Source organism: Opitutaceae bacterium, assembly GCA_041395105.1.
In the GTDB taxonomy this organism is placed as follows: Bacteria; Verrucomicrobiota; Verrucomicrobiia; order Opitutales; family Opitutaceae; genus B12-G4.
In genome coordinates, this window is record JAWLBB010000001.1 from 652,636 (window position 1) to 671,943 (window position 19,308).

At 61.3% G+C, this 19,308-nt stretch carries 9 protein-coding genes; 7 read left to right on the forward strand and 2 right to left on the reverse strand.

Annotated elements, in window-relative coordinates; genetic code table 11:
- The first annotated feature begins 39 nt into the window (after window positions 1-39).
- Together R3F07_02570 and R3F07_02575 are read left to right on the forward strand one after the other, a co-directional pair.
- Window positions 40-7,050: a DUF5011 domain-containing protein gene (locus tag R3F07_02570; protein MEZ5275249.1), complete on the forward strand. Its 7,011-nt coding sequence runs from the start codon at window positions 40-42 to the stop codon at window positions 7,048-7,050.
- A gap of 173 nt (window positions 7,051-7,223) precedes the next feature.
- On the forward strand, window positions 7,224-7,574 hold the full coding sequence (locus R3F07_02575; protein ID MEZ5275250.1) for a DUF3307 domain-containing protein: 351 nt from the start codon (window positions 7,224-7,226) through the stop codon (window positions 7,572-7,574).
- A 13-nt stretch (window positions 7,575-7,587) separates the two neighbouring features.
- Here R3F07_02575 and R3F07_02580 read toward each other — a convergent pair whose 3' ends face one another.
- Complete coding sequence (locus R3F07_02580; GenBank protein MEZ5275251.1) at window positions 7,588-8,403, reverse strand: phytanoyl-CoA dioxygenase family protein; 816 nt, start codon at window positions 8,401-8,403, stop codon at window positions 7,588-7,590.
- Window positions 8,404-8,528: 125 nt separating this feature from the next.
- Here R3F07_02580 and R3F07_02585 point away from each other — a divergent pair, with 125 nt between their 5' ends.
- The 5 genes from R3F07_02585 to R3F07_02605 all read left to right on the forward strand — a co-directional run bounded on the left by R3F07_02585 (window position 8,529) and on the right by R3F07_02605 (window position 17,327).
- Window positions 8,529-9,365 (forward strand): DUF1080 domain-containing protein, encoded by an 837-nt coding sequence (locus tag R3F07_02585; GenBank protein ID MEZ5275252.1) that lies wholly within the window; start codon window positions 8,529-8,531, stop codon window positions 9,363-9,365.
- A 60-nt stretch (window positions 9,366-9,425) separates the two neighbouring features.
- A complete protein-coding gene (locus tag R3F07_02590) occupies window positions 9,426-11,720 on the forward strand; it encodes a cation:proton antiporter (protein ID MEZ5275253.1) in 2,295 nt (764 codons plus the stop codon).
- A 226-nt stretch (window positions 11,721-11,946) separates the two neighbouring features.
- Window positions 11,947-15,699, forward strand: a complete 3,753-nt coding sequence (locus R3F07_02595; GenBank protein ID MEZ5275254.1) for a PAS domain S-box protein — start codon at window positions 11,947-11,949, stop codon at window positions 15,697-15,699.
- The gene (locus tag R3F07_02600; protein ID MEZ5275255.1) at window positions 15,696-16,070 is read left to right on the forward strand and encodes an Hpt domain-containing protein; all 375 of its coding nucleotides are present in this window, start codon (window positions 15,696-15,698) and stop codon (window positions 16,068-16,070) included. The genes R3F07_02595 and R3F07_02600 overlap by 4 nt, the downstream gene beginning before the upstream one ends.
- 42 nt (window positions 16,071-16,112) lie before the next feature.
- Window positions 16,113-17,327: a response regulator gene (locus R3F07_02605; GenBank protein ID MEZ5275256.1), complete on the forward strand. Its 1,215-nt coding sequence runs from the start codon at window positions 16,113-16,115 to the stop codon at window positions 17,325-17,327.
- Between the two features lie 103 nt (window positions 17,328-17,430).
- Here R3F07_02605 and recQ read toward each other — a convergent pair whose 3' ends face one another.
- Window positions 17,431-19,263 (reverse strand): DNA helicase RecQ, encoded by a 1,833-nt coding sequence (gene recQ, locus R3F07_02610; protein ID MEZ5275257.1) that lies wholly within the window; start codon window positions 19,261-19,263, stop codon window positions 17,431-17,433.
- Between the last annotated feature and the right edge of the window lie 45 nt (window positions 19,264-19,308).

The window sequence follows — 19,308 nt, forward strand, 5'->3', positions numbered from 1 at the left end:
TGTTTTCGGTGGTGGTGTCGGTCGACTCGAACCTATTTCATGAACTTCATTTCCCGCCGTCTCGGTCCTCTCTTCATTCCGGTCATCCTGTTTTGCTCGGCAGTCACACTCGAGGGCTCCGTCCTGACCGTCACCTCGCTAAAGGATAAGAACAGCGGCGGCACTCTGCGCTCGGCCCTCAAATCTGCGGATGACGGCGACATCATCCAATTTGCTCCATCCCTTTTTACCTCGGGCCCCCAGACCATCCGGCTGTCGAGCGGTCTCTCGATTAATGAATCCGTCTCGATCATCGGGCCGGGTGCCGACCTTCTGGCGATCGACGGACAGGGCAGCTCGCAGGTCTTCAGCATAACCGCGAATTGTGAATCCGGCGATGATGGAACGGCGGTGCTTCTGTCCGGTTTGACAGTCCGTGGCGGTCTTTCCAGCGGCGGCGGTGGCGTTTTGGTTTCCAAGAACAGCCGGCTCATCGTGGTCAGCTGCCGCTTTGAGGCCAACCAGACCAAGTCCAATGGTGGAGGCTCGTCCTATGGTGGTGCCATCTACAACCGTGGGGAGATTCTTGTCGATCTTTCCACCTTCGATGGGAATCTCGCGGGTCTCGCCTCGATCCCCGGCAATCCCGGTGGTGCCGGTGGCGGATTGTACAACGAAGGCGACGCCGTGGTGACGCGGAGTCTTTTCGTCGGCAACCAGGCCGCATCGGGTGGCGGATTGGCCAGCGGTGGCGGCACCTTGATGGTCGAGAGCAGTACCTTCAGCGGCAACTCCGACCAGTCCGCGGCTGGTGGCCTGTTCTTGGGTGGTGGTACGACCGAATTGATCAACCTGACGGTTGTTGGAAACACGAGCATTCTTGGAACCGGCGGTGTCCGGGTCGCTTCCGGCGGTTTGGCCGAGGTCCGCAATTCGATTCTTGCCGACAACGGGAGTCTGGATGTCGGAACGGCTTTCGGTGGCTCGTTTGTCTCACTGGGCTACAATATCCTGAAGGTGGCTCCTTCGATCACGGCTCTGCCGTCGGACAAGGTCGGGGTCGATCCGAAGCTCGGGCCACTCGCCGACAACGGCGGCGCGTCCTGGACCCACGCGCCTCTGGCGGGCAGTCCGGCCCTCAATGGAGGCGATCCGGTCTTCAACCACTTTCTTCAGCTGACCGATCAACGGGGCGAAGGTTTTCCGCGTGTTCTTGGATCGGCGGTTGATGTCGGCGCCTATGAAGAACCCAACACGGCTCCCACCATCAGTTGTCCCAGTGGAACGGTCGAGTGCGGTGTCGATCTGATTGTCGTGACCGTAGAGGATGCGGATGCCGATCTTCTGACCGTCATCTGGAGAATCGGGGGTTCTGTCATTCAGACCGATGAGGGAGTGTCATCGGGTGAGAGTGTCTTCCTGGCCGAGACTCCTGCCGACGAATCGGTTATTGATGTCGAGGTATCCGACGGGTCCCTTTCCTCGAGCTGCACAATTGCTGTGGCGGTCCTGGACCGGACTCCGCCGGACCTTTCGCTGAACTATCGCAAGGAAGAGAATGGCGGCCTTGATCCCATCCTGGTGGAATGTGGATCCGCCTTTGTCGATCCGGGAGCGACGGCTTCTGATGTCTGTAACGGCGACATTATTCCGGTGGTCACCGGATCCGTCAATACCCGGACTACAGGCACCTATATCCTCACTTATACGGCCACCGATCTGACCGGGAATTCGACCTCAAAATCTCGCAGCGTGAAGGTTGTCGACACGACCCCGCCGGTCCTGATGGTGCCCGATCTCTCCCCGAGCTTTGATGCGACAGCAGAGTGCTTGTATGCGCTGGACCTGTCCAGTCTGGGAGCGGGGGTAGAGGATATCTGCGATCCATCGCCGACAATCATATACTCCCGCCTGACCGCTTCAGGATACGAGCTTCTGAATGAGGCGAGCGTGGATCTGGACACGGGTCTGCATACTATTCGGATCGATGCAGTGGATGCCTCGCTGAACGAGGCGATCCCAGTCGATGTTGTTGTGACGATTCGCGACGTGACCGCTCCGGTCGTGACCGTGAACGGCGACGCTGAGATGGTCACCAGCTGTGGTGACACGTTCGTCGATCCGGGAGCTTTGGCCACTGACGGTTGCGACGGTTTGTTCGCGGCGACCAGCTCTGGACTGATCGGTGTCTCCGGTGCCGGTTCTTACGAGGTCGTCTATACCGCAATTGATTCTGCCGGCAATGCGGCGGTCCCTGTCAAGCGAGTAGTGAATGTGCTTCCATCGGTCAGCTTTGTCGTTTCGACGAACCTGACGGTGAACACCGACCCGGGCGATTGCGCCACGCTTATCGACCTGTCCCAGCTGGTAGAAATCGGAGGCACCTGCGTTTCCGATGCCAGTCTCGAGGTGACAATTCTTCTCCCGGATGGCGCCACCGAGACGCTGGACGCGCTGGAAGCCTTCGCGTTCCCGAAAGGGACCTCCACGATCGTGGTGAGGGCCTTTTACTTGCCCTATGGACCGGATCCGGTCGGGACGAGTGAATCGTTTTCGATCACGGTTGAGGATCCCTACCTGAACTGTGCAGGGAACATCGCCTGGCCGGTGGCACTCGATCTGGAATTCAGCGAGGTTGCGAGTCTATCCTCTGGGAGCCAGCTGCAGGCCTTCCTGGAGCAGTTTCTCAGCAGCCAGGGCGAGCGGCGGTGGATCCGAATCCGCAACGTGCCCGCCGGGGCGCGTTTGACGGTGGCCCTCTCCAACCCCGCGGGTGTGAATTACGATCTCACGGTCTATCGTGACATCCAGGAAGCCTACGACGAGCTTCTGGCCCTCCTGAACGGCGGGTCGGACGAGGACAAGGTTTCGGCGGTGCTGGGAGCCCAATTCTCGCCGGAGGCCTTCGCTCCGGATGCCTTCGCGCCCGACGCCTTCGCCCCGGATGCGTTCGCGCCGGATGCCTTCGCGCCGGATGCCTTTGCGCCCGACGCCTTCGCTCCGGATGCCTTTGCTCCGGATGCCTTCGCGCCCGACGCCTTCGCGCCGGATGCCTTCGCGCCCGACGCCTTTGCCCCGGATGCCTTCGCTCCCGATGCCTTCGCGCCCGACGCCTTTGCGCCCGACGCTTTTGCCGCGGCCCAGAACCGGGTGCTCGCCTCGTTCTCGGCCTACGATGGGCCGACCGACGGGGTGCGCGTGACCAATTTCGAGGAGACGACGGATTATTACGTTCGGGTCAGCGGTCGCAATGGCGCTTTCTCGACCGCCTCGACCTTCAGCCTGCTGATCGAAGTCGAGACGGATATCTGTGAAGGGGTCGTGTCGGATGGTGCGCTCGATCCGGCCTTCACCGGAACGGTACCGTCCGGATTGTCCGATCCGACGAGTTTGATTCTCTGGGATTCCGGCCGCATGGCCGACTATGCCGCCGATGCCGGCGAGTTGCTCGCGCTGGAAGGACGGCTGGACAATCTGGCGGCGGCAGCCGGTGGGGTTGTGGTGGATGTCTCCACCTTCGCCAACGTCAATGCGCTCAACGAGCAGGCAGACACCGGCGTCAACGTCAACTGCCCCTACGCCAAGAACCTGGTGGCTGAGGCAATCCGGAATATTGCGGCGGCCTACCGCATTAAGTATTCAAGTATTGGTGACATAACGATTGTCGGCAACGACGACGTCATTCCGTTCTTCCGGCGAAGTGACGATGCCAACCTCGCCAACGAGGCCCAGTATTTCCCGCCGGTCCTGAATTCGACCCATTCCCAGTCGGCGCTGCGCACGGGTCGGGTCTTGGAGCAGGATTCCTACGGTTCGGAATGCCGGGTCGTTCTATCGACCGGCGAGTACAACCTGCCGGGTGCACCGGTCGGCCGGCTGGTTGAGGAAGCCGGCGATGTGATCCGGACGATTGATACCTACCTTCCCGTCTTCAGTGGATCGACTCCGGGGGTGCTCCCGGCGCCGGCCGGTGGCTACCGGGCCCTTTCGGTGGCCTACGATTTCATGGCGGACGCCGGTGAGGCGATTGCCGACGAATTCAGGGACGGTCTTAATCTCGGTGGTGGCGACACGGTCAACACCCTGATCTCCGACCCCAGCCTGGCGCCTTCGGAGTCATGGACGGCGGGCGAACTTTCTGGCGCCTTTTACAAGTCGGATAGACTGAACCTGATCTTCATCGGAGCACATGGAAGTACGGCGAGTGCTCTTGCTGCAGACTACACCTCACGGTTTACCGCGGCTGAACTCGAGGCGGCGACAGTGGACATCACTTATGCCATCGCGGCCAGTCAAGCCTGCCACTTGGGATACAACACAGTGGACCCCGATGCGGTCCCATCGGTCACCCTGCGGCCCGACTGGGCCCAGGCCTTCGCCCGCAAGGGGGCGATCTTCCTCGCCGGCACGGGCTACCAGTATGGTGAGACCCAACTCCTGGAATATGGAGAGCGGCTCTACCTGGAGTTTTGGCGGCAACTGCGGACAGGCTCAGCGCCGGTCAGCGTGGGTCAGGCCATGGTCAATGCCAAGCTCGCCTACCTGGCCAAGACACCGAATATGCGGGGTATTCACGAGAAGACTCTGCTGGTGGGATTGACGCTTTATGGTTTGCCCATGGTCAGGATCAACCTGCCGGGTGGGCGTCTCCCGGCAGCCGGAGGTTCCGGAGGCGGGTTGGCCGTAGCTTCCCTTGGAGGATCCTTTGGTCTGGCGACTGCCGACTTGGAGGTGACACCTGAGCTGACGAGGAAGACGTTGACCCTCGATGTAGTCGGTCAGAGTCGCACGGTCGATGCGTCCTATTACCTCGGCAGCGATGGTGCGGTCTCTCTGGTGGCGGAGCCGATTCGTCCGCTGGAGTCGGAAGCGGTTGGCGCGGCAAGTGGTGCCCTTCTTCGCGGAGTGGTCCTCCGTTCAGCCACTTATGTGGATGAGACGCCCTTTCTGCCCTTGACCGGTGCGCCGGCGACGGAGATCCGGGGTGTGGCGGCCCCCTTCAAATCGGAAGTCTTCTACCCGATCATCCCCTGGGCGACCAATCAGATCGGAGAACTCTGCGGCGGTAACGCTGGCGGCACGGTCCTCAATGCCTTCCCGGCCCAGTTCCGTTCGGATCTGGTCGATCCGGCAGTGGAGGCAGGATTGCTGCGCAAGTATACCGGAATGTCATTTGGGCTCTTCTACAGTGACAGCCCGAGCGGAGAGAATCCGGCCCAGTTCCTGACTCCGGCCCCCGCCGTCAATGGGGTGGCGGCCGAGTTGTCGGCGGACGGCAGCGAGATTGTGATTGAAGCCGTGATCGAGACATCGGCTGCGGTCGGGATTCACGAGGTCCTGGCGACCTATACCGGCGAACCAGGTTCCCCATGGCATGGCGCTTGGCACTCGGTGTACCTTTCGCCGACTTCGTCCCCGCTCTTCTTCCCGGGTTCGGTCAATGCCGACGGCATCATCCGCACCTGGACCGCATCGATTCCGGTGTCGGGCTATGCAGCCGATTTCCGCTTCATCATCCAGACCGTGGGGAATAATGGCCCGGCCCTGCAGTCGACCAACTTCGGCCGATACTACCGGGTGGGCGGGGATCTCCCGACAGGTGAAACGGCGACCGCTGTCACGATTGTCACAGCACCGGCAACCGGTGCCTACGGGACGACGATTCTGGTCGAGGCGGATGTCCGTTCCGGAGGCGATCTCCTGGGTGACGGCGAGCGGGTCGATTTCCGACTGGGTCCGATTGCCCGGTCCGTGCTCACCGTTGGCGGACGAGCCAGCGCCGAGCTGACACTCTACGCGGCGCCACAGGACTACGCACTGGAAGTTTCCTATCGCGGCTCCAGCGATTACGCGCCGTCGAGCGCCACACAGCCCTTTGCCGTGGTCAAACAGGATTCGACCATGGAGTTCGACGGGGTTCCGGAATATTCCCGGCCGTCGGATTGGTTTGTCAGACTCCAGACCACTGATGGCAAACCGCTGAAGGAGAAGTCCGTAGTCTTCGTGATCGAGAACATGGATACGGCGGAGTCGTTCATTGTCTCGGAGATCACCGACGGTGCGGGACGGGCGGCTCCCGGTTCGATCAGTCTGGAGAACGGTGAGTATGCGGTCGCGGCCTATTTTGCCGCACCGGAGATTCCTTCGACGGAGATCAGCCTGGTCGATCCGCTCTACAATGCCTCGACCACGGTCGGTGTGTTCGCGGTGACCCTGGAGACCACCTACAGCGCCGAATCCGGACGCCTGACCTACGATGATGTGCGGGCCGAAGTGTCCGAGGACGCAGATCGGGGACTGAGTTCCCTGGTTCTTTCCGGCGTGGTCGGGTTGGCCGATGCATCGATTGATCCGAGCAGTCTCCTGTCTGATCCCCATGCCAGTCAGATCCTGGCGAATCTTCTCGTCCGGGTCGCCGGAGAGAGCCTCGTCGACTCCCAGTTTGCCCTCGATGTTTCGTCGAGTTGTGGTGGTCTGTGGCAGGGCAGCTGGGCCGCCGAAGGGTTCACTGCTCAGCTTGAGATCCAATGGGGCGGCGAAGTGACGTTTGATTCCCGGTTGACCAATCCGGTCGGCCCCACCATCCGCTCGGACGAAATGGAGCACGGTGGCTCGGAGATCGAGTTCAAGGCGGCCAGCGGGGACTATACGGTCACCTTTACCGATGGTAAATCGGTCGTGCGTGTCACGGTGAGGGACGGGCGGGTCAAGAGTGTGAGCGGTCTCGGTTATGGCAATTGCGTCTACCGGTCGAAGCGACGGGAGATCGAGTTCAGACTTCCGTATGCGCTTGCGGATGGGCAGGTCATTGCGATCAATGGCTGCCACTACGATGACGTCGTGGTGACGGCAGGAGCCAATCTTCTGACGAAGGAGGGCCGGTTCAACCTTGAGGTCACCCTGCCTCCGGGAACGGGTCCGCTCTACAGCGAGACACCGGCCATCCTGGAAGCGATCATCACGGTCGGCGCGGGAAGCGGGGAAACACCTGCAACGGGTGGTGTGACGGTCGGCGATGCGACCAACCCGTGGAGCGAGGAATCCGCTCCCCTCTACCGGGCCTTGAACTGAGGTTGGTATTGGGCTTTTTCGCCGGACGAAGCAGGGATGCCTGCAGGGTGACATTTTGGTTGCCGAAGGGGCGGAAATTTGGGCAATGTCCGTCCCTTCATGATCCGTCGTCTCCACAGGAGTTGCCCAATGGTTGATGCTTTCGCATCAACTGATTTTTAGGGGATACCTTCATGTTGACGCCCTTTGAGCGTGCCCTGGTGGCGCACCTGATTGGCGATTGGCTGCTCCAGAACGACTGGATGGCCCGTAACAAAATGCATCTGCGCCATCCGGCCGCCTGGATCCACGCCGGGATCCACGTGGTTTTATTGACCCTGGCTCTGGACTGGGTGTCCGGCCTGGTGCTGGGGGTCGTTCACCTCCTGGTCGACACGCGCATTCCCCAGTGCTGGTGGAGCCGGGTTTTCCGTCAGACGACGGAAGGGGAGATGGGCCTGCAGGTGCAGATATGGGGGGACCAGGTCCTGCATATCGCGTCGCTCGCCCTCTGGCTGGTCCTGCGACCGCACCTGGGGATCTGATCGATCGATCGGGTCAGTGCAGCCCGCCCTTCCACTCCTCGCCGCAGGCTCCGCCGCTTTCGTTGGGAATGAGGGAGGCTTCGCTCCCATCCAGCCGCAGGACCGGGAAATAGCCCTTGTGCAACTTCTCAGTCTGGTGGGTGACGTAGTGGCAGATAAAGGACCGCCGGAACCGGGTCTTCGAGCGATTGGGTCCGGATCCGTGGATCAGGCTGCCGTTGAAGAAGAGGGTGTCGCCCGCCTTCATCACGACAGGCACTGCCTTGAGGCCCTCGGGAACCGGCACAAAGTGGGTGGTGAAGGATTCCTTTTCGTCGGCGGTGTCCGGGCATACAATGGCATGATCCTGGGAGCCCGGGACTACGTAGAGGGTTCCGTTTTCAAGATCGCAGTCGTCGACCGCAGTCCACGCGGCGACGCAGGTGCCGGGCTCGGCCAGAAGGTAAAAATTGTCCTGATGAAGGGCCTGTCCCCGGGACCCCGGAGGCTTGAAATAATACATCGACTGCACGGCATAAGGTGCTTCGCCGAGCATGGCGGTCAGACAGGTCGCCACCCGCTCGTCGAGCAGGTAGCGGCGGCCCACCTCGTTGAAGCGGTGCGGGTGCATGATCCGGGGGTATTCCTTGAGCGGATCGCCGCCGGATTGCTCGCGGGGCACGGGTTCGAAGTAGCCGGGTTGACCGCCGGCCTGATGCATCCGGTCGAATTCCGTCGCGAGCGTTTCGAGGTCTTCCGGTCCGAACAGACCACGGGCAACGGCGAATCCTTCCGTCGTGAATTGGCGGCGCAGCTCGGACAGATCAGGGTTCGAGGCAACTGAGGGCATGGGGTGATAGGGTGGATAAGTTGAGTGAATGGCAACAATGGCCGGAGCGAATGCGTTGTATTTTTCCATCCGGTTTGTAATGAATTGTGGGTGTCACCTATAGGTTCTTTTCGTCAATCTCAACCATGTCTCATCCGACCTTTCAGATCTTCACCATCCGTTTCTCGGCGGCGGCCGCCATCCTCCTGACGGCCCCGTCTCTGTCTGCTCTCGAGGTTCCCGGTCATACGGACACCCCAATGGTGGTCGATGCGCCCGAGTATCATGTGCACGACCCCGCCCGGCCACAGCCTGTGGTCGTCGCGCCGGGACAGACCGATCCCGCCACCTGCCTGATGGCGCCGCCATCGGATGCCATTGTGCTCTTTGACGGGACGAATATGGATGCCTGGACAGGCGGGCCCTGGATTCTGGGCGATGGCTACATGGAGGTCCCCCCGAGGACTGAGGATGAGTCGGGCAAGAAAGTCGCGAAAGACCTGAAGACGAAACAGTCATTCGGAGACATCCAGCTGCACCTCGAATGGCGGACCCCGGCGGAAGTGGTGGGAGAGAGCCAGGGCCGGGGCAACAGCGGGGTTTTTCTGATGGATCGTTACGAAGTGCAGATCCTCGACAGCTACGACAACATCACCTATGCCGACGGCTCGGCCGGGGCGGTCTACGGGGCCCGTCCGCCCCTGGTCAACGCCTCGCGCGGGCCGGGCGAGTGGCAGACCTACGACATCATCTGGAGGGTGCCGCTCTTTGACGGTGAGAAGCTGATTCGGCCGGCGACGGTGACGGTCCTGCACAATGGGGTTCTCATTCAGGATCACTACACCTTGGCGGGAAGGACGGAGAACAGGAAGGCGGCTGTCTACACCCCGCATGAGCCGACAGGCCCGATCCGTCTGCAGGATCACAACAACCCGATGCGTTTCCGGAACATCTGGGTCCGGCCGCTTGAGCCCGAATCATGAAATGAGTCGACCGGGCCGGGATGGTCGGCCAGGTTCTTGTGGCAGGGAGGGACAACAGGATTGCATCAAGGTATCATACAGGATCTGGGCTGGTTGATGGTGTCGGCGGCGCTCGCCGCCATCATCTTTCAGCGGCTGCGCCAGCCCGTCATCCTGGGTTACATTCTGGCCGGTATCCTCCTCGGGCCGGGGTCCTTTTTTCCGTCGCCGCTGCATGATCTGACCAATATCAATGCGCTGGCGGAACTGGGGGTGCTCTTCCTGATGTTCTATATCGGGCTGGAGTTCAACCCGGATCGGCTGCGGGCGGTTTTTGCGCCGGCGCTTCTCGCGCTGATCCTGCAGACCGCCCTGATGATGTTTATCGCGATGGAAGCCGGTCAGGCTTTGGGGTGGGGACCGGTCCAGAGCCTGTTCTTTGGCGGGATTCTTTCGATCAGTTCCTCGATGGTCACCATCAAGCTGATCCGCGACAAGAGGCAGTTGAACCGACCCTACGCCGAACTGACCGTTGGCATCCTCATCTTTGAGGACATCCTGGCGATCATCGTTCTGGTCGTGTTGACCGGTGTTGCCGTCAACGGGACCTTTGCCTGGGATGCGGTCGGAAAGGTCACCTTCTTGATCGGGATCTTCGTGGTGGCGGCCTACGTGGTCGGGCGCCTGCTGGCACCCCGGGTCCTCGATGTGCTCCACCGGTTCGGGACGAGTGAAACCATCGTTCTCTTCACAATCGGACTGATTCTCGGCGTCAGCCTGCTGGCGGCGCGGATGGAGTTTTCCATGGCCCTCGGTGGTTTCGTGGCCGGCGCCATCCTTTCGAAAAGCTCCCTCGCCCATGAGATCGAGAACCTGACCGAGCCCTTGCGCAATTTCTTCTCGGCGCTTTTCTTTGTATCGGTCGGCACCTTTGTCGATCTCCGGGAACTGGGCGAGCAGTGGCTGCCCATTGTGATTCTGACCGTGCTGATGATGGGGGGGAAGTTCATCTCCTGCTGGATGGGGCTCGTCCTGGCCGGCCAGAAACCGGCGGTATCCACCCGGGCCTCACTGGCCAAGGTCCAGATCGGCGAATTCAGCTTTGTCATCGCCACCCTCGGTCTGAGCTACGGGGTGGTGGATTCCGGCCTGAAGGCGATCGCCTACGGGGTGGCCATTCTGAGTATTTCCTTGACGCCGGCGGCCAACCTCCTCCAGGGCATGCTCAATTCCCATGTGGAAAAGAGGGTCCCCGGCGGATTGAAGCGTGGATTGGCGGCCTATCTGAGCTGGATCGAGACGGCCCGTCTGGCCGCCGGCCAAAGCGGTCTGGTCAAGCTGGTGGTCCGTCCATTCAGCCGGATCGTGATCAGTTTCCTGCTTCTCAATGCCGTGGTCATCCTCGCCTCCATCCTGATCGACCGTCTGCCTGTCCCCGAGCGGTTCGCCGAATGGGAGATTCTGATCAAGCGGGGATCCTGGGGGGTGGCCGCCCTCATCTGTCTGCCCCTGCTGGTCGACATCATCCGCAATCTGAATGTGATGGTCGCGCTGATTTCCGAGGTGGCCTTCTCCCGGCGCTCCGGGGCGATGGTCGGCCGGTTCATGCGGGACCTGATCCAGGGGGTATTCTTCACCCTGGTCCTCTTCATCTTCAGCCTGGTCTTCCTGGCGGCCTGCGGCCGCTACTTTCCGACTTCGACCACCCTGGTTGGGTTCGTCCTCGTCTGCCTCGGTCTCGCCATTCTCTTCTGGCGGCGGGTGGTCCGAGTCCACAGCCGATTCGAATATGCGGTCATTCACGGGATGGAGGGTCAGTCACGGGCTTCGGTCAGGCCGACGATGGAGGAGTCGATCCGGAGGGTCTCGGCCGTCAATCCCTGGCCGGTCAGGATCGAGGAAATGATGCTTTCCAAAGACAACTGGGCCTGTGGTCGTCGCATTCGCGACATGAACCTGCCCGGTGAAACCGGCGCCACCATCGTGGCGATCGAGCGTTCCCGTCGCCTCTTGCTCGATGTGCGGCCGGATATGGCCCTGGCCGCAGATGACCGGATTTGTCTGTTGGGGGAACGGGAGCAGATCGAGTCGGCCCGGGCTTATCTGACCCGACCGGTCGAGCTTGAGGAAGTCGAGCCCCTGGCCCGCCACTTTGACAAGGTCTTGATCGGCCCGACCTGCGATCTGGTCGGACAGTCCCTGATCGAGGCGGATCTCCGCAGACGCATGTCGGTGACGGTGGTGGGGATCCAACGGGGTGATCGCAAGATCATCGGTCCGGCAGGCGGAGAGGTGATCCACGCCGGCGATCTGCTTCTCGTCATGGGCCGGGCGGACGATCTGGCTGCATTCAAGGTTCAGGTCTTCGAATCCTGAGAGCGGGTCCGGGTAGGCAATTCGGCCTAAAAAGCGGCTGAGTAGTTCATCTTTCCCGGGTGGTGCCGATGATCTGAGACGAGTGCTTAGACCAGCGGCCCAATGACCGGAACAGATACGATTTCTCCCGATGCCTGCGAGACCTTCGCGATGGTGGTTCCCGCCACTGCGAACGGGTGCGTTCTGGAGGTATGCAAACTTCTGTTTGTCAGGAGCTTGAAAATCCATGCCCCCGACTGATTCATCTTCCCTGCGCCGCCTTCATCCGCGGTTGAGACGTCAGATCGAGTCGGTCTACGGCGATACCCTGCCGGCCGATTCGACCTTCCAGCGCCTCCTTGAAGTCATCGACGCGACCTATACCAATGACGGGAAAGAGGCTTCGAGTCCATCGACCGCACCCGCCTTTTCCGGTGGTTTTCCAATCCAGGTCGATTCCGAATCCGGACGGGCGGGCAGGCAGATGCTCGACCATATCCTGGAGCACACTCATGAGAGTGTCATGGTCACGGACGCAGATCTGGAGCCTCCGGGCCCGCGGATTCTCTACGTCAATCGGGCCTTCTCCCAGTTGACCGGCTATGACTCGGACGAAGCCATCGGGCAGTCGCCGCGCTTTTTGCAGGGACCGGGAAGCGACCCCAGGATCCTGGCGGAGATCAAAGCGGCGTTGAAGGAAGGCCGGTCTTTTTCCACGGAGCTGATCAATTACCATAAAGACGGATCTGAGGTGACGGTGCGACTCTCGCTCAGACCGCTCATGGATGAATCCGGTGAAGTCACCCACTGGATCGCTGTGCATCAGGACATTTCCGAACACCGGCGGGTCAGCGAGGCTCTGCGGGAAAGCGAGCAGCGCTACCGGTCGGTGGTGGATACCATCAAGGAGGTCGTCTTTCAGACCGACCGGGCCGGCCGGTGGGTTTTCCTGAATCCGGCCTGGGAGGATATCACGGGTTTTTCCGTCAAGGAGACACTCGGTTCGATGATGGTTAATTTCGTCCACCCGGGTGATCGCTCTCGCAATGAAGGCCTGCTTCGTCCGATCTTGGACGAAGGACGGGATTTCTGTCACCACGAGTTTCGTTGTCTGACAAAGGGAGGCGAATTCCGCAGTCTTGAATTGTATGCCCGGGCCACCCTCGGGCCGGATGGGAAGATCATGGGCCTCTCCGGTCGCCTGACCGATGTGAGCGAACGCCGGATATCCGAGCTCAAGCTAAGGGAATCGGAGGAGAAGTTCCGGGTCATGTTTGTGACTTCGCCCCTCGGGATGGTTCTGAGCGAAATCGACGGGGCTTTCATCGACGCCAACCAGGCCTTTCTAAACATCATCGGGTATCGGGCGGTCGAAATGGAGAATCTCAGTCTCTGGCAGATCACGCCGCCGGACTTCTTTCTCCAGGAAGAGGCCCACCTGAAGAAGCTCGAGCAATCCGGCCGGTTCGGACCCTACGAAAAGGAGTATTTCCACAAGAGCGGGCGACGTGTCTCCGTCGTGGTCAATGGCATGATCGTGAAGGGGCCGGAAGGCCGGCGACAGATCTGGACCTTTGTTGAGGATATCACGGACCGCAAGGCGGCCGAAAGGGCGCTTGCCCTGAGCGAGCAGCGATTCCGCGATGTCAGTCATGCGGCGGGCGAGTTCATCTTCGAGGTCGATCTCGAGGGCCGTTTCATTTTTGTCAGCGACCGGGTGGCCGATGTCCTCGAATACACGCCGGAGGAGATGCGTTGTCGCACGCTATTTGAGATCCTTGAGGATGAGGATGCTGCTGCTTTCCGTCAGCGATTCCGGAATTCGACGCGGAACCGTCTAACCTTCAGCAGTGTCGAGCATCGCGGCCGCACCCGCAACGGAAGCCTGATCTGGTTGAGTCTGAGCGGGGTTCCGGTCACCGATGAGAACGGCCGGGTCACCAGTTTCCGCGGTGCGGGACTCGACGTTACCTCCCGCAAGGAGAGTGAATCCGCCCTCCGGGCCAGCGAGGAGCGTTTCAAGCTCCTGGTCGACTCGAGTGAGGACGGCTTCTGGGATTCGAATTTCGCGACCGGTGAGGTCTTTTTCGCTCCGCGCTGGAAGGCGATTCTCGGCTACGAGGACGACGAACTGCCCAATTCGACTGAGACCTTTTCGCGTCTCATCCATCCGGAAGATCTCCCCAAGGTCCGGGCCACCATGGAGCGCTTTCTTCCGGCGGGGAATCATCCGTTCGCCATCGAATTCCGAATGCTCCACAAGGAGGGCGGGGTTCGCTGGATCCGCTCGACGGGTATCGGAATTCGTGATACCCAAGGCCGGATCCTCCGCACCCTCGGCTTCCATACGGACATCTCCGAACGACGGAAGGCGGAGGAGGAGATCCGGGAAGCCAAGGCGGCGGCCGAGGCGGCCAACCGGACGAAGTCGGATTTTCTCGCCACCATGAGTCACGAGATTCGCACCCCGATGAACGGTATCATCGGGATGACCGGATTGCTGCTCGACACCGAGTTGACCAGCGACCAGCGGGAATTCGCTGAGACGGTCCGGGTGAGCAGCGAAAGCCTGCTTTCGATCATCAACGACATCCTCGATTTCTCCAAGATCGAGTCGGGCAAGATTGAATTGGAGGCCGAACCCCTCGATCTGGTCGGGTGCATCGAGGAGGCGCTCGATGTGATCGCCCCGGTGGCGACCAAGAAGGGCCTCGAACTCTCCTATTTTGTCCAGGACGACGTGCCCTTGAGCGTGATCGGCGATGTGACCCGTCTGCGCCAGCTCCTGGTCAATCTGGTGGGCAATTCGGCGAAATTCACCCACGAGGGCGAGATTTTCGTGGAAGTCCGGCGGGAATCGGAACCCCTGATGGAGGCGAACCGGGCCACCCTGCATTTTTCCGTTCGCGACACCGGCATCGGCATTCCGCAGGACAAAGTGGGTCGGCTTTTCCAGCCGTTCACACAGGTGGATGCCTCCACCACCCGGCACTATGGCGGCACCGGCCTCGGGCTGGCCATCTGTCGGAAGCTGGCCAACGTCATGGGTGGCGAGATCTGGGTCGACAGTGTCGAGGGTCTGGGGTCGACCTTCCATTTCACGGCCCGGCTCGGCGTGGCCGAAACCCCGGCCGCCCCGGCGGCACCTCTGACCAACCTGAAAGGCCAGCGGGCGCTGGTCGTCGACGACAACGCGACCAATCGGCGGGTTCTCCGCCTGCAGCTGGAGCGGTTCGGAATGGTGGCGGTCGAAGCGGAGTCGGGCCGGGAGGTGATCGAGATCCTGAAGCGGGGCGTCCGCTTCGATATCGGCTTGATTGACTTTCGCATGCCGGAAATGGACGGGATCGAACTCGGTCGGGAAATCCGCGCCCTGCGGACACCTGAAGAGATGTCCCTGATCTTTCTCCCTTCCATTTCCCGCTCCGACGACCAGGTGCGCGACGCACGTGCTCTTTTCCAGGGAATCCTCTCAAAACCCATCCACCAGTCGCAGCTCAGCTCCATGCTGGTCGAAGTCTTCGGCCAGAAGCAAAAAGGAAACACGGGGGCACAGGTGGAACAGCCGGCGAAGATCGACAACACCCTTTCGACGGTTCATCCGCTGCGGATCCTTCTGGCCGAAGACCATCTGGTGAACCAGAAGGTGGCCCTGCGGGTCCTGCGCCAGATGGGTTACCGGGCTGACGTGGCCGGGAACGGTCTGGAGGCCCTCGATGCCCTCCGTCGGGCGGACTACGATGTGGTCCTGATGGATGTTCAGATGCCGGAAATGGATGGGCTGGAAGCATCCACCCGCATCCGGGAGGAATGGGGCGAAAGGCCACGGCCGATCATCATCGCGATGACCGCCAATGCGATGGAGGGGGACCGTGAACGCTGCCTGAAGGCAGGAATGGACTTATACCTGAGCAAACCGATCCGAATGAATGAACTGGAGGAGTCACTGATCGAAGCCCACGGGCTCAGGGCGAACCAGCGCAAGGAGACTGCACAATGACGAACCAATCAACGATCAACTGGAATCAACTGTCGATGATCCTTGGGGAAGAGGGTGATCCGATCGATGAGGAGATGGCGGAACTGTTCCGCGATTTCATCGAGGATGCCAGTCGGCGGCTCGACACGCTCGGGGCACTTGATCCGGTCTCCGACCCGCAGGGCGTCGCCCATGAGGCCCACAAGATCCGCGGTGCCGGTCTCAGTTTCGGATTCGAGCGGTTTGCGGCGATCCTGCAGACGATCGAGGTCCGGGTCCTGCAACTGTCGCCGGAGGAGATCGATCGATTGATGGTTTCGGCCCGTGAGGCCTTTTCACGTTCGAAAGCGGAGATCGGCCAACGCTACACTTATCTCGCCACGGTCGGCTGACTCCCCCGTATCTCTCGGTCCGAACCTTCGCCCCCCAGCCACGTGAAAACACCAAAGCGGATTCTTTTTGTCGACGGCGACGAAACTCAATCGCAGCTGCTGGCACGTCAGGTGAACGCCTTGGATCTGGATTGGGATACCCTCTTTCTCAACTCCAGTGAAGAGGCCCTGGCGGTCCTCGAAGCGGAATCGTTTGATGTGGTCGTGGCGGATCTGCATCTGCCCTCCGATAACGAAGGCGGCTTCCTTGCTGAAGTGATGACACGGCATCCCAAGATCGCGCGCCTCATCGTGTCGGATCCGGTTGACCAGGCCCTGGCCATGGGGGCGGCGGGTGTCGTTCATCAATATGTGCCAAAGCCCTGTGAGGTCGCCGTGCTCAAGGGTGCCATCAGTCGCGCCAGCGATCTGGAGGCGAGCATCCGCCGCGACCGAATCATGGAAATCGTCGCCCGGATGGATCGATTGCCGAGCCTGCCATCCCTCTACATCAAAGTGGTGGAGAAACTGAAGGATCCCGAGGTATCCCTGGAAGATGTCGGGGAAATCATCGGTCACGATATCGCCATGACCGCGAAGATCCTCAAGCTGGTCAATTCCGCCTTCTTCGGTCTTCGGCGCCAGATCTCCAGCCCGGTCGAAGCGGTCAACTACCTGGGGCTCGACACGGTCAAGGGGCTGGTCCTTTCCATACACGCCTTCGCCCAATTCGATCCCAACGCCCTCGGGGGTCTCGCCCTTGAGGCGGTCTGGAACCACAGCATGCAGACAGCGGTCTGCTGCAAGATGATCACGGGGATCGAGGGCCTGAAAGGCCGGATGCGGGACGAGTCTTTCGTGGCGGGCATGCTGCACGATACCGGCAAGCTGGTGCTGGCTTCAAATGAGCCGGAACGCTACGCTCGGGCTCTCGAAACGGCGCCCGAGATCGGCATCGCCAGGGCGGAAGAGGCTGTCTTCGGAGTCAATCACGCCGATATCGGGGGTCATCTCTTCGCCCTGTGGGGTCTGCCGGTTCCAGTGGTTGATGCGGTTGAATTCCATCACGATCCGCAGAATTCGCCGGAAACCGATTTTTCCACCCTTACCCTGGTCCACGCGGCCAACGCCATCGTCACCCGTCACCATGAAGAGGTCAGCACCCCCGGGTCGAACCGGGTGGATGATGCTTACCTTGAGCAACTCGGATTGCGTGATCGTTATGCGCAATGGGCGGCGGCCTATGCCGAGAGCCTTGATGGCAGCGTGGTGGTCTGAGAGTGGGCAGGGTGGGTAGGAGAGGCTTTATGCCTCGATCGGTTGCACGAGTTTCTCCGCGAAGACTGAGCCCGAAGGTCGGGTGCGGTCCCCATGTCTGCAATCAATCGTCGTTGAAGGCGACGCGGCTGTTCGACTCAAGGTAGGTTGCGATGGAATCCGCGAAGAGTTGGCCGAACTCGGCAAGTTTGCGGGAACCCAGACCGGTGATCGACTCCATCTCGGCGAGGCTCACCGGGTAGGTCCGGGCCATCTCGCGCAGGGTGACGTCGCCAAAAATCACATACGCCGGGACGTGACGCTGGTCGGCGATCTTCTTGCGGAATTTCCTGAGGTGCTCAAAGAGGATCTCGTCACAGTCGATCGCACCGGCCCGTCGCCGCCGGGCGCGACCGGAGGGTCGGGCCATCGGCTTAACCAGGGTGATGGGGCGGCGGCTGCGCAGTGCGTCCCGGCCGGCCTCGGTCAGCTGAATGGTGGCGAACCTGCCCTCGTCCACCGACAGGAGGCCCTGGCGCATCAGGTCCCGGCCGACGCCGGACCATTCGGATCGGTTCAGTTCGCGGCCGATCCCGTAGGTGGTCAGTTGATCGTGTTTCCAGCGGCGGATCTTCTCGGTTTCAGCTCCGGTCAGGATCTCGATCAGGTGGTTCATGCCGACGGCAAAGCCGCTCTTCTGTTGGACCCGGTAGGCACAGGAGAGGAGCTTCTGGGCCTCCACCGTGCCGTCGTAGCTCTCCCGGGGGGTCTGGCAATTGTCACAGGCGCCGCAGTTCTCCCTGGCAAAGGCCTCGCCGAAGTATTGAAGCAACTCGACCCGGCGGCAGCCCGCGCTCTCGGCGTAGTTGAGCATGGTGCGCAGCTGGCGCTGGGCGATTTGCTGCTCGTCCGGGTTGGACATCTCCTTGATGAAGTGGGTCTGCTTGGCGGCGTCACCCGCCGAATAGAGCAGGAGGCACTCGCTGGGCAGTCCATCCCGTCCGGCCCTCCCGGTTTCCTGGTAATACCCCTCGAGGTTCTTCGGGAGATCGTGATGGATGACCCAGCGCACGTTGGGCTTGTCGATACCCATGCCGAAGGCGATGGTCGCGCAAATGATGCGGACATCGTCCCGCAGAAACGCCTCCTGGTTGGCCGCCCGTTCCGTGGCGGTGAGTCCCGCATGATAAGGCCGCGCCTCCCAGCCCCGTTCGGAGAGTGAGGCGGCCGTGCGGTCCGCCGCGGCCCGGGTGGCACAGTAGACGATTCCGCTTTCCCCCTCCCGGCCTTTGAGGTGTTTCAGGATCTGGTTGAGGGGGCGTTCCTTCGGCAGGACCCGGTAGGACAGGTTGGGACGATTGAAGGAGGCGATGAAGATCCGGGGGTCGCGGAGGCGGAGGCGTTCGACCACGTCATTCCGGACCCGTCGGGTGGCGGTCGCGGTCAGGGCGATGACCGGGACCGCCGGGAAACGGTCCCGCAGGACGGCCAGTTGCCGGTACTCTGGTCGGAAATCGTGACCCCATTCACTGATGCAGTGGGCCTCGTCGATGGCAAAGCAGGTGGTCTTCCAGGCCTCGAGATTGTCCAACCAGTCCGGGAGCATGAGGCGTTCGGGCGAGACGTAGAGCAGCTTGTATTCCCCGCGGTGCAGGCCGGCGAGGCGGGATCGGGCCTCCCTGGCCCCGAGTGAGGAGTTGAGGAAGGTCGCCTCGACTCCGGCGGCCTGCAGCTGATCCACCTGGTCCTTCATCAGGGCGATCAGTGGCGATACCACCACGGTCAGGCCGGGTCGGAGCAGGGCCGGCAATTGGAAACAGAGCGACTTGCCGCCGCCGGTCGGCAGGAGGGCAAAGACATCCTGTCCGAGAAGGGAGGCGTCGATGATCTCCCGTTGATGGGGGCGAAAGGAACCGAAGCCGAAAGCCGACTTCAGGGTCTGGGTGAGTGCATCCAAGGGACTCCATGGCAATCCCGTGCGGCTTCCGGTTCAAGAGGGAAG

Coding starts and splice junctions, on each gene's coding strand:
- R3F07_02585 (MEZ5275252.1), top strand. CDS start 8,529: ATGTCTCATCCGACCTTTCAGATCTTCACCATCCGTTTCTCGGCGGCG.
- R3F07_02600 (MEZ5275255.1), top strand. CDS start 15,696: ATGACGAACCAATCAACGATCAACTGGAATCAACTGTCGATGATCCTT.
- R3F07_02595 (MEZ5275254.1), top strand. CDS start 11,947: ATGCCCCCGACTGATTCATCTTCCCTGCGCCGCCTTCATCCGCGGTTG.
- R3F07_02580 (MEZ5275251.1), bottom strand. CDS start 8,403: ATGCCCTCAGTTGCCTCGAACCCTGATCTGTCCGAGCTGCGCCGCCAA.
- R3F07_02570 (MEZ5275249.1), top strand. CDS start 40: ATGAACTTCATTTCCCGCCGTCTCGGTCCTCTCTTCATTCCGGTCATC.
- R3F07_02575 (MEZ5275250.1), top strand. CDS start 7,224: ATGTTGACGCCCTTTGAGCGTGCCCTGGTGGCGCACCTGATTGGCGAT.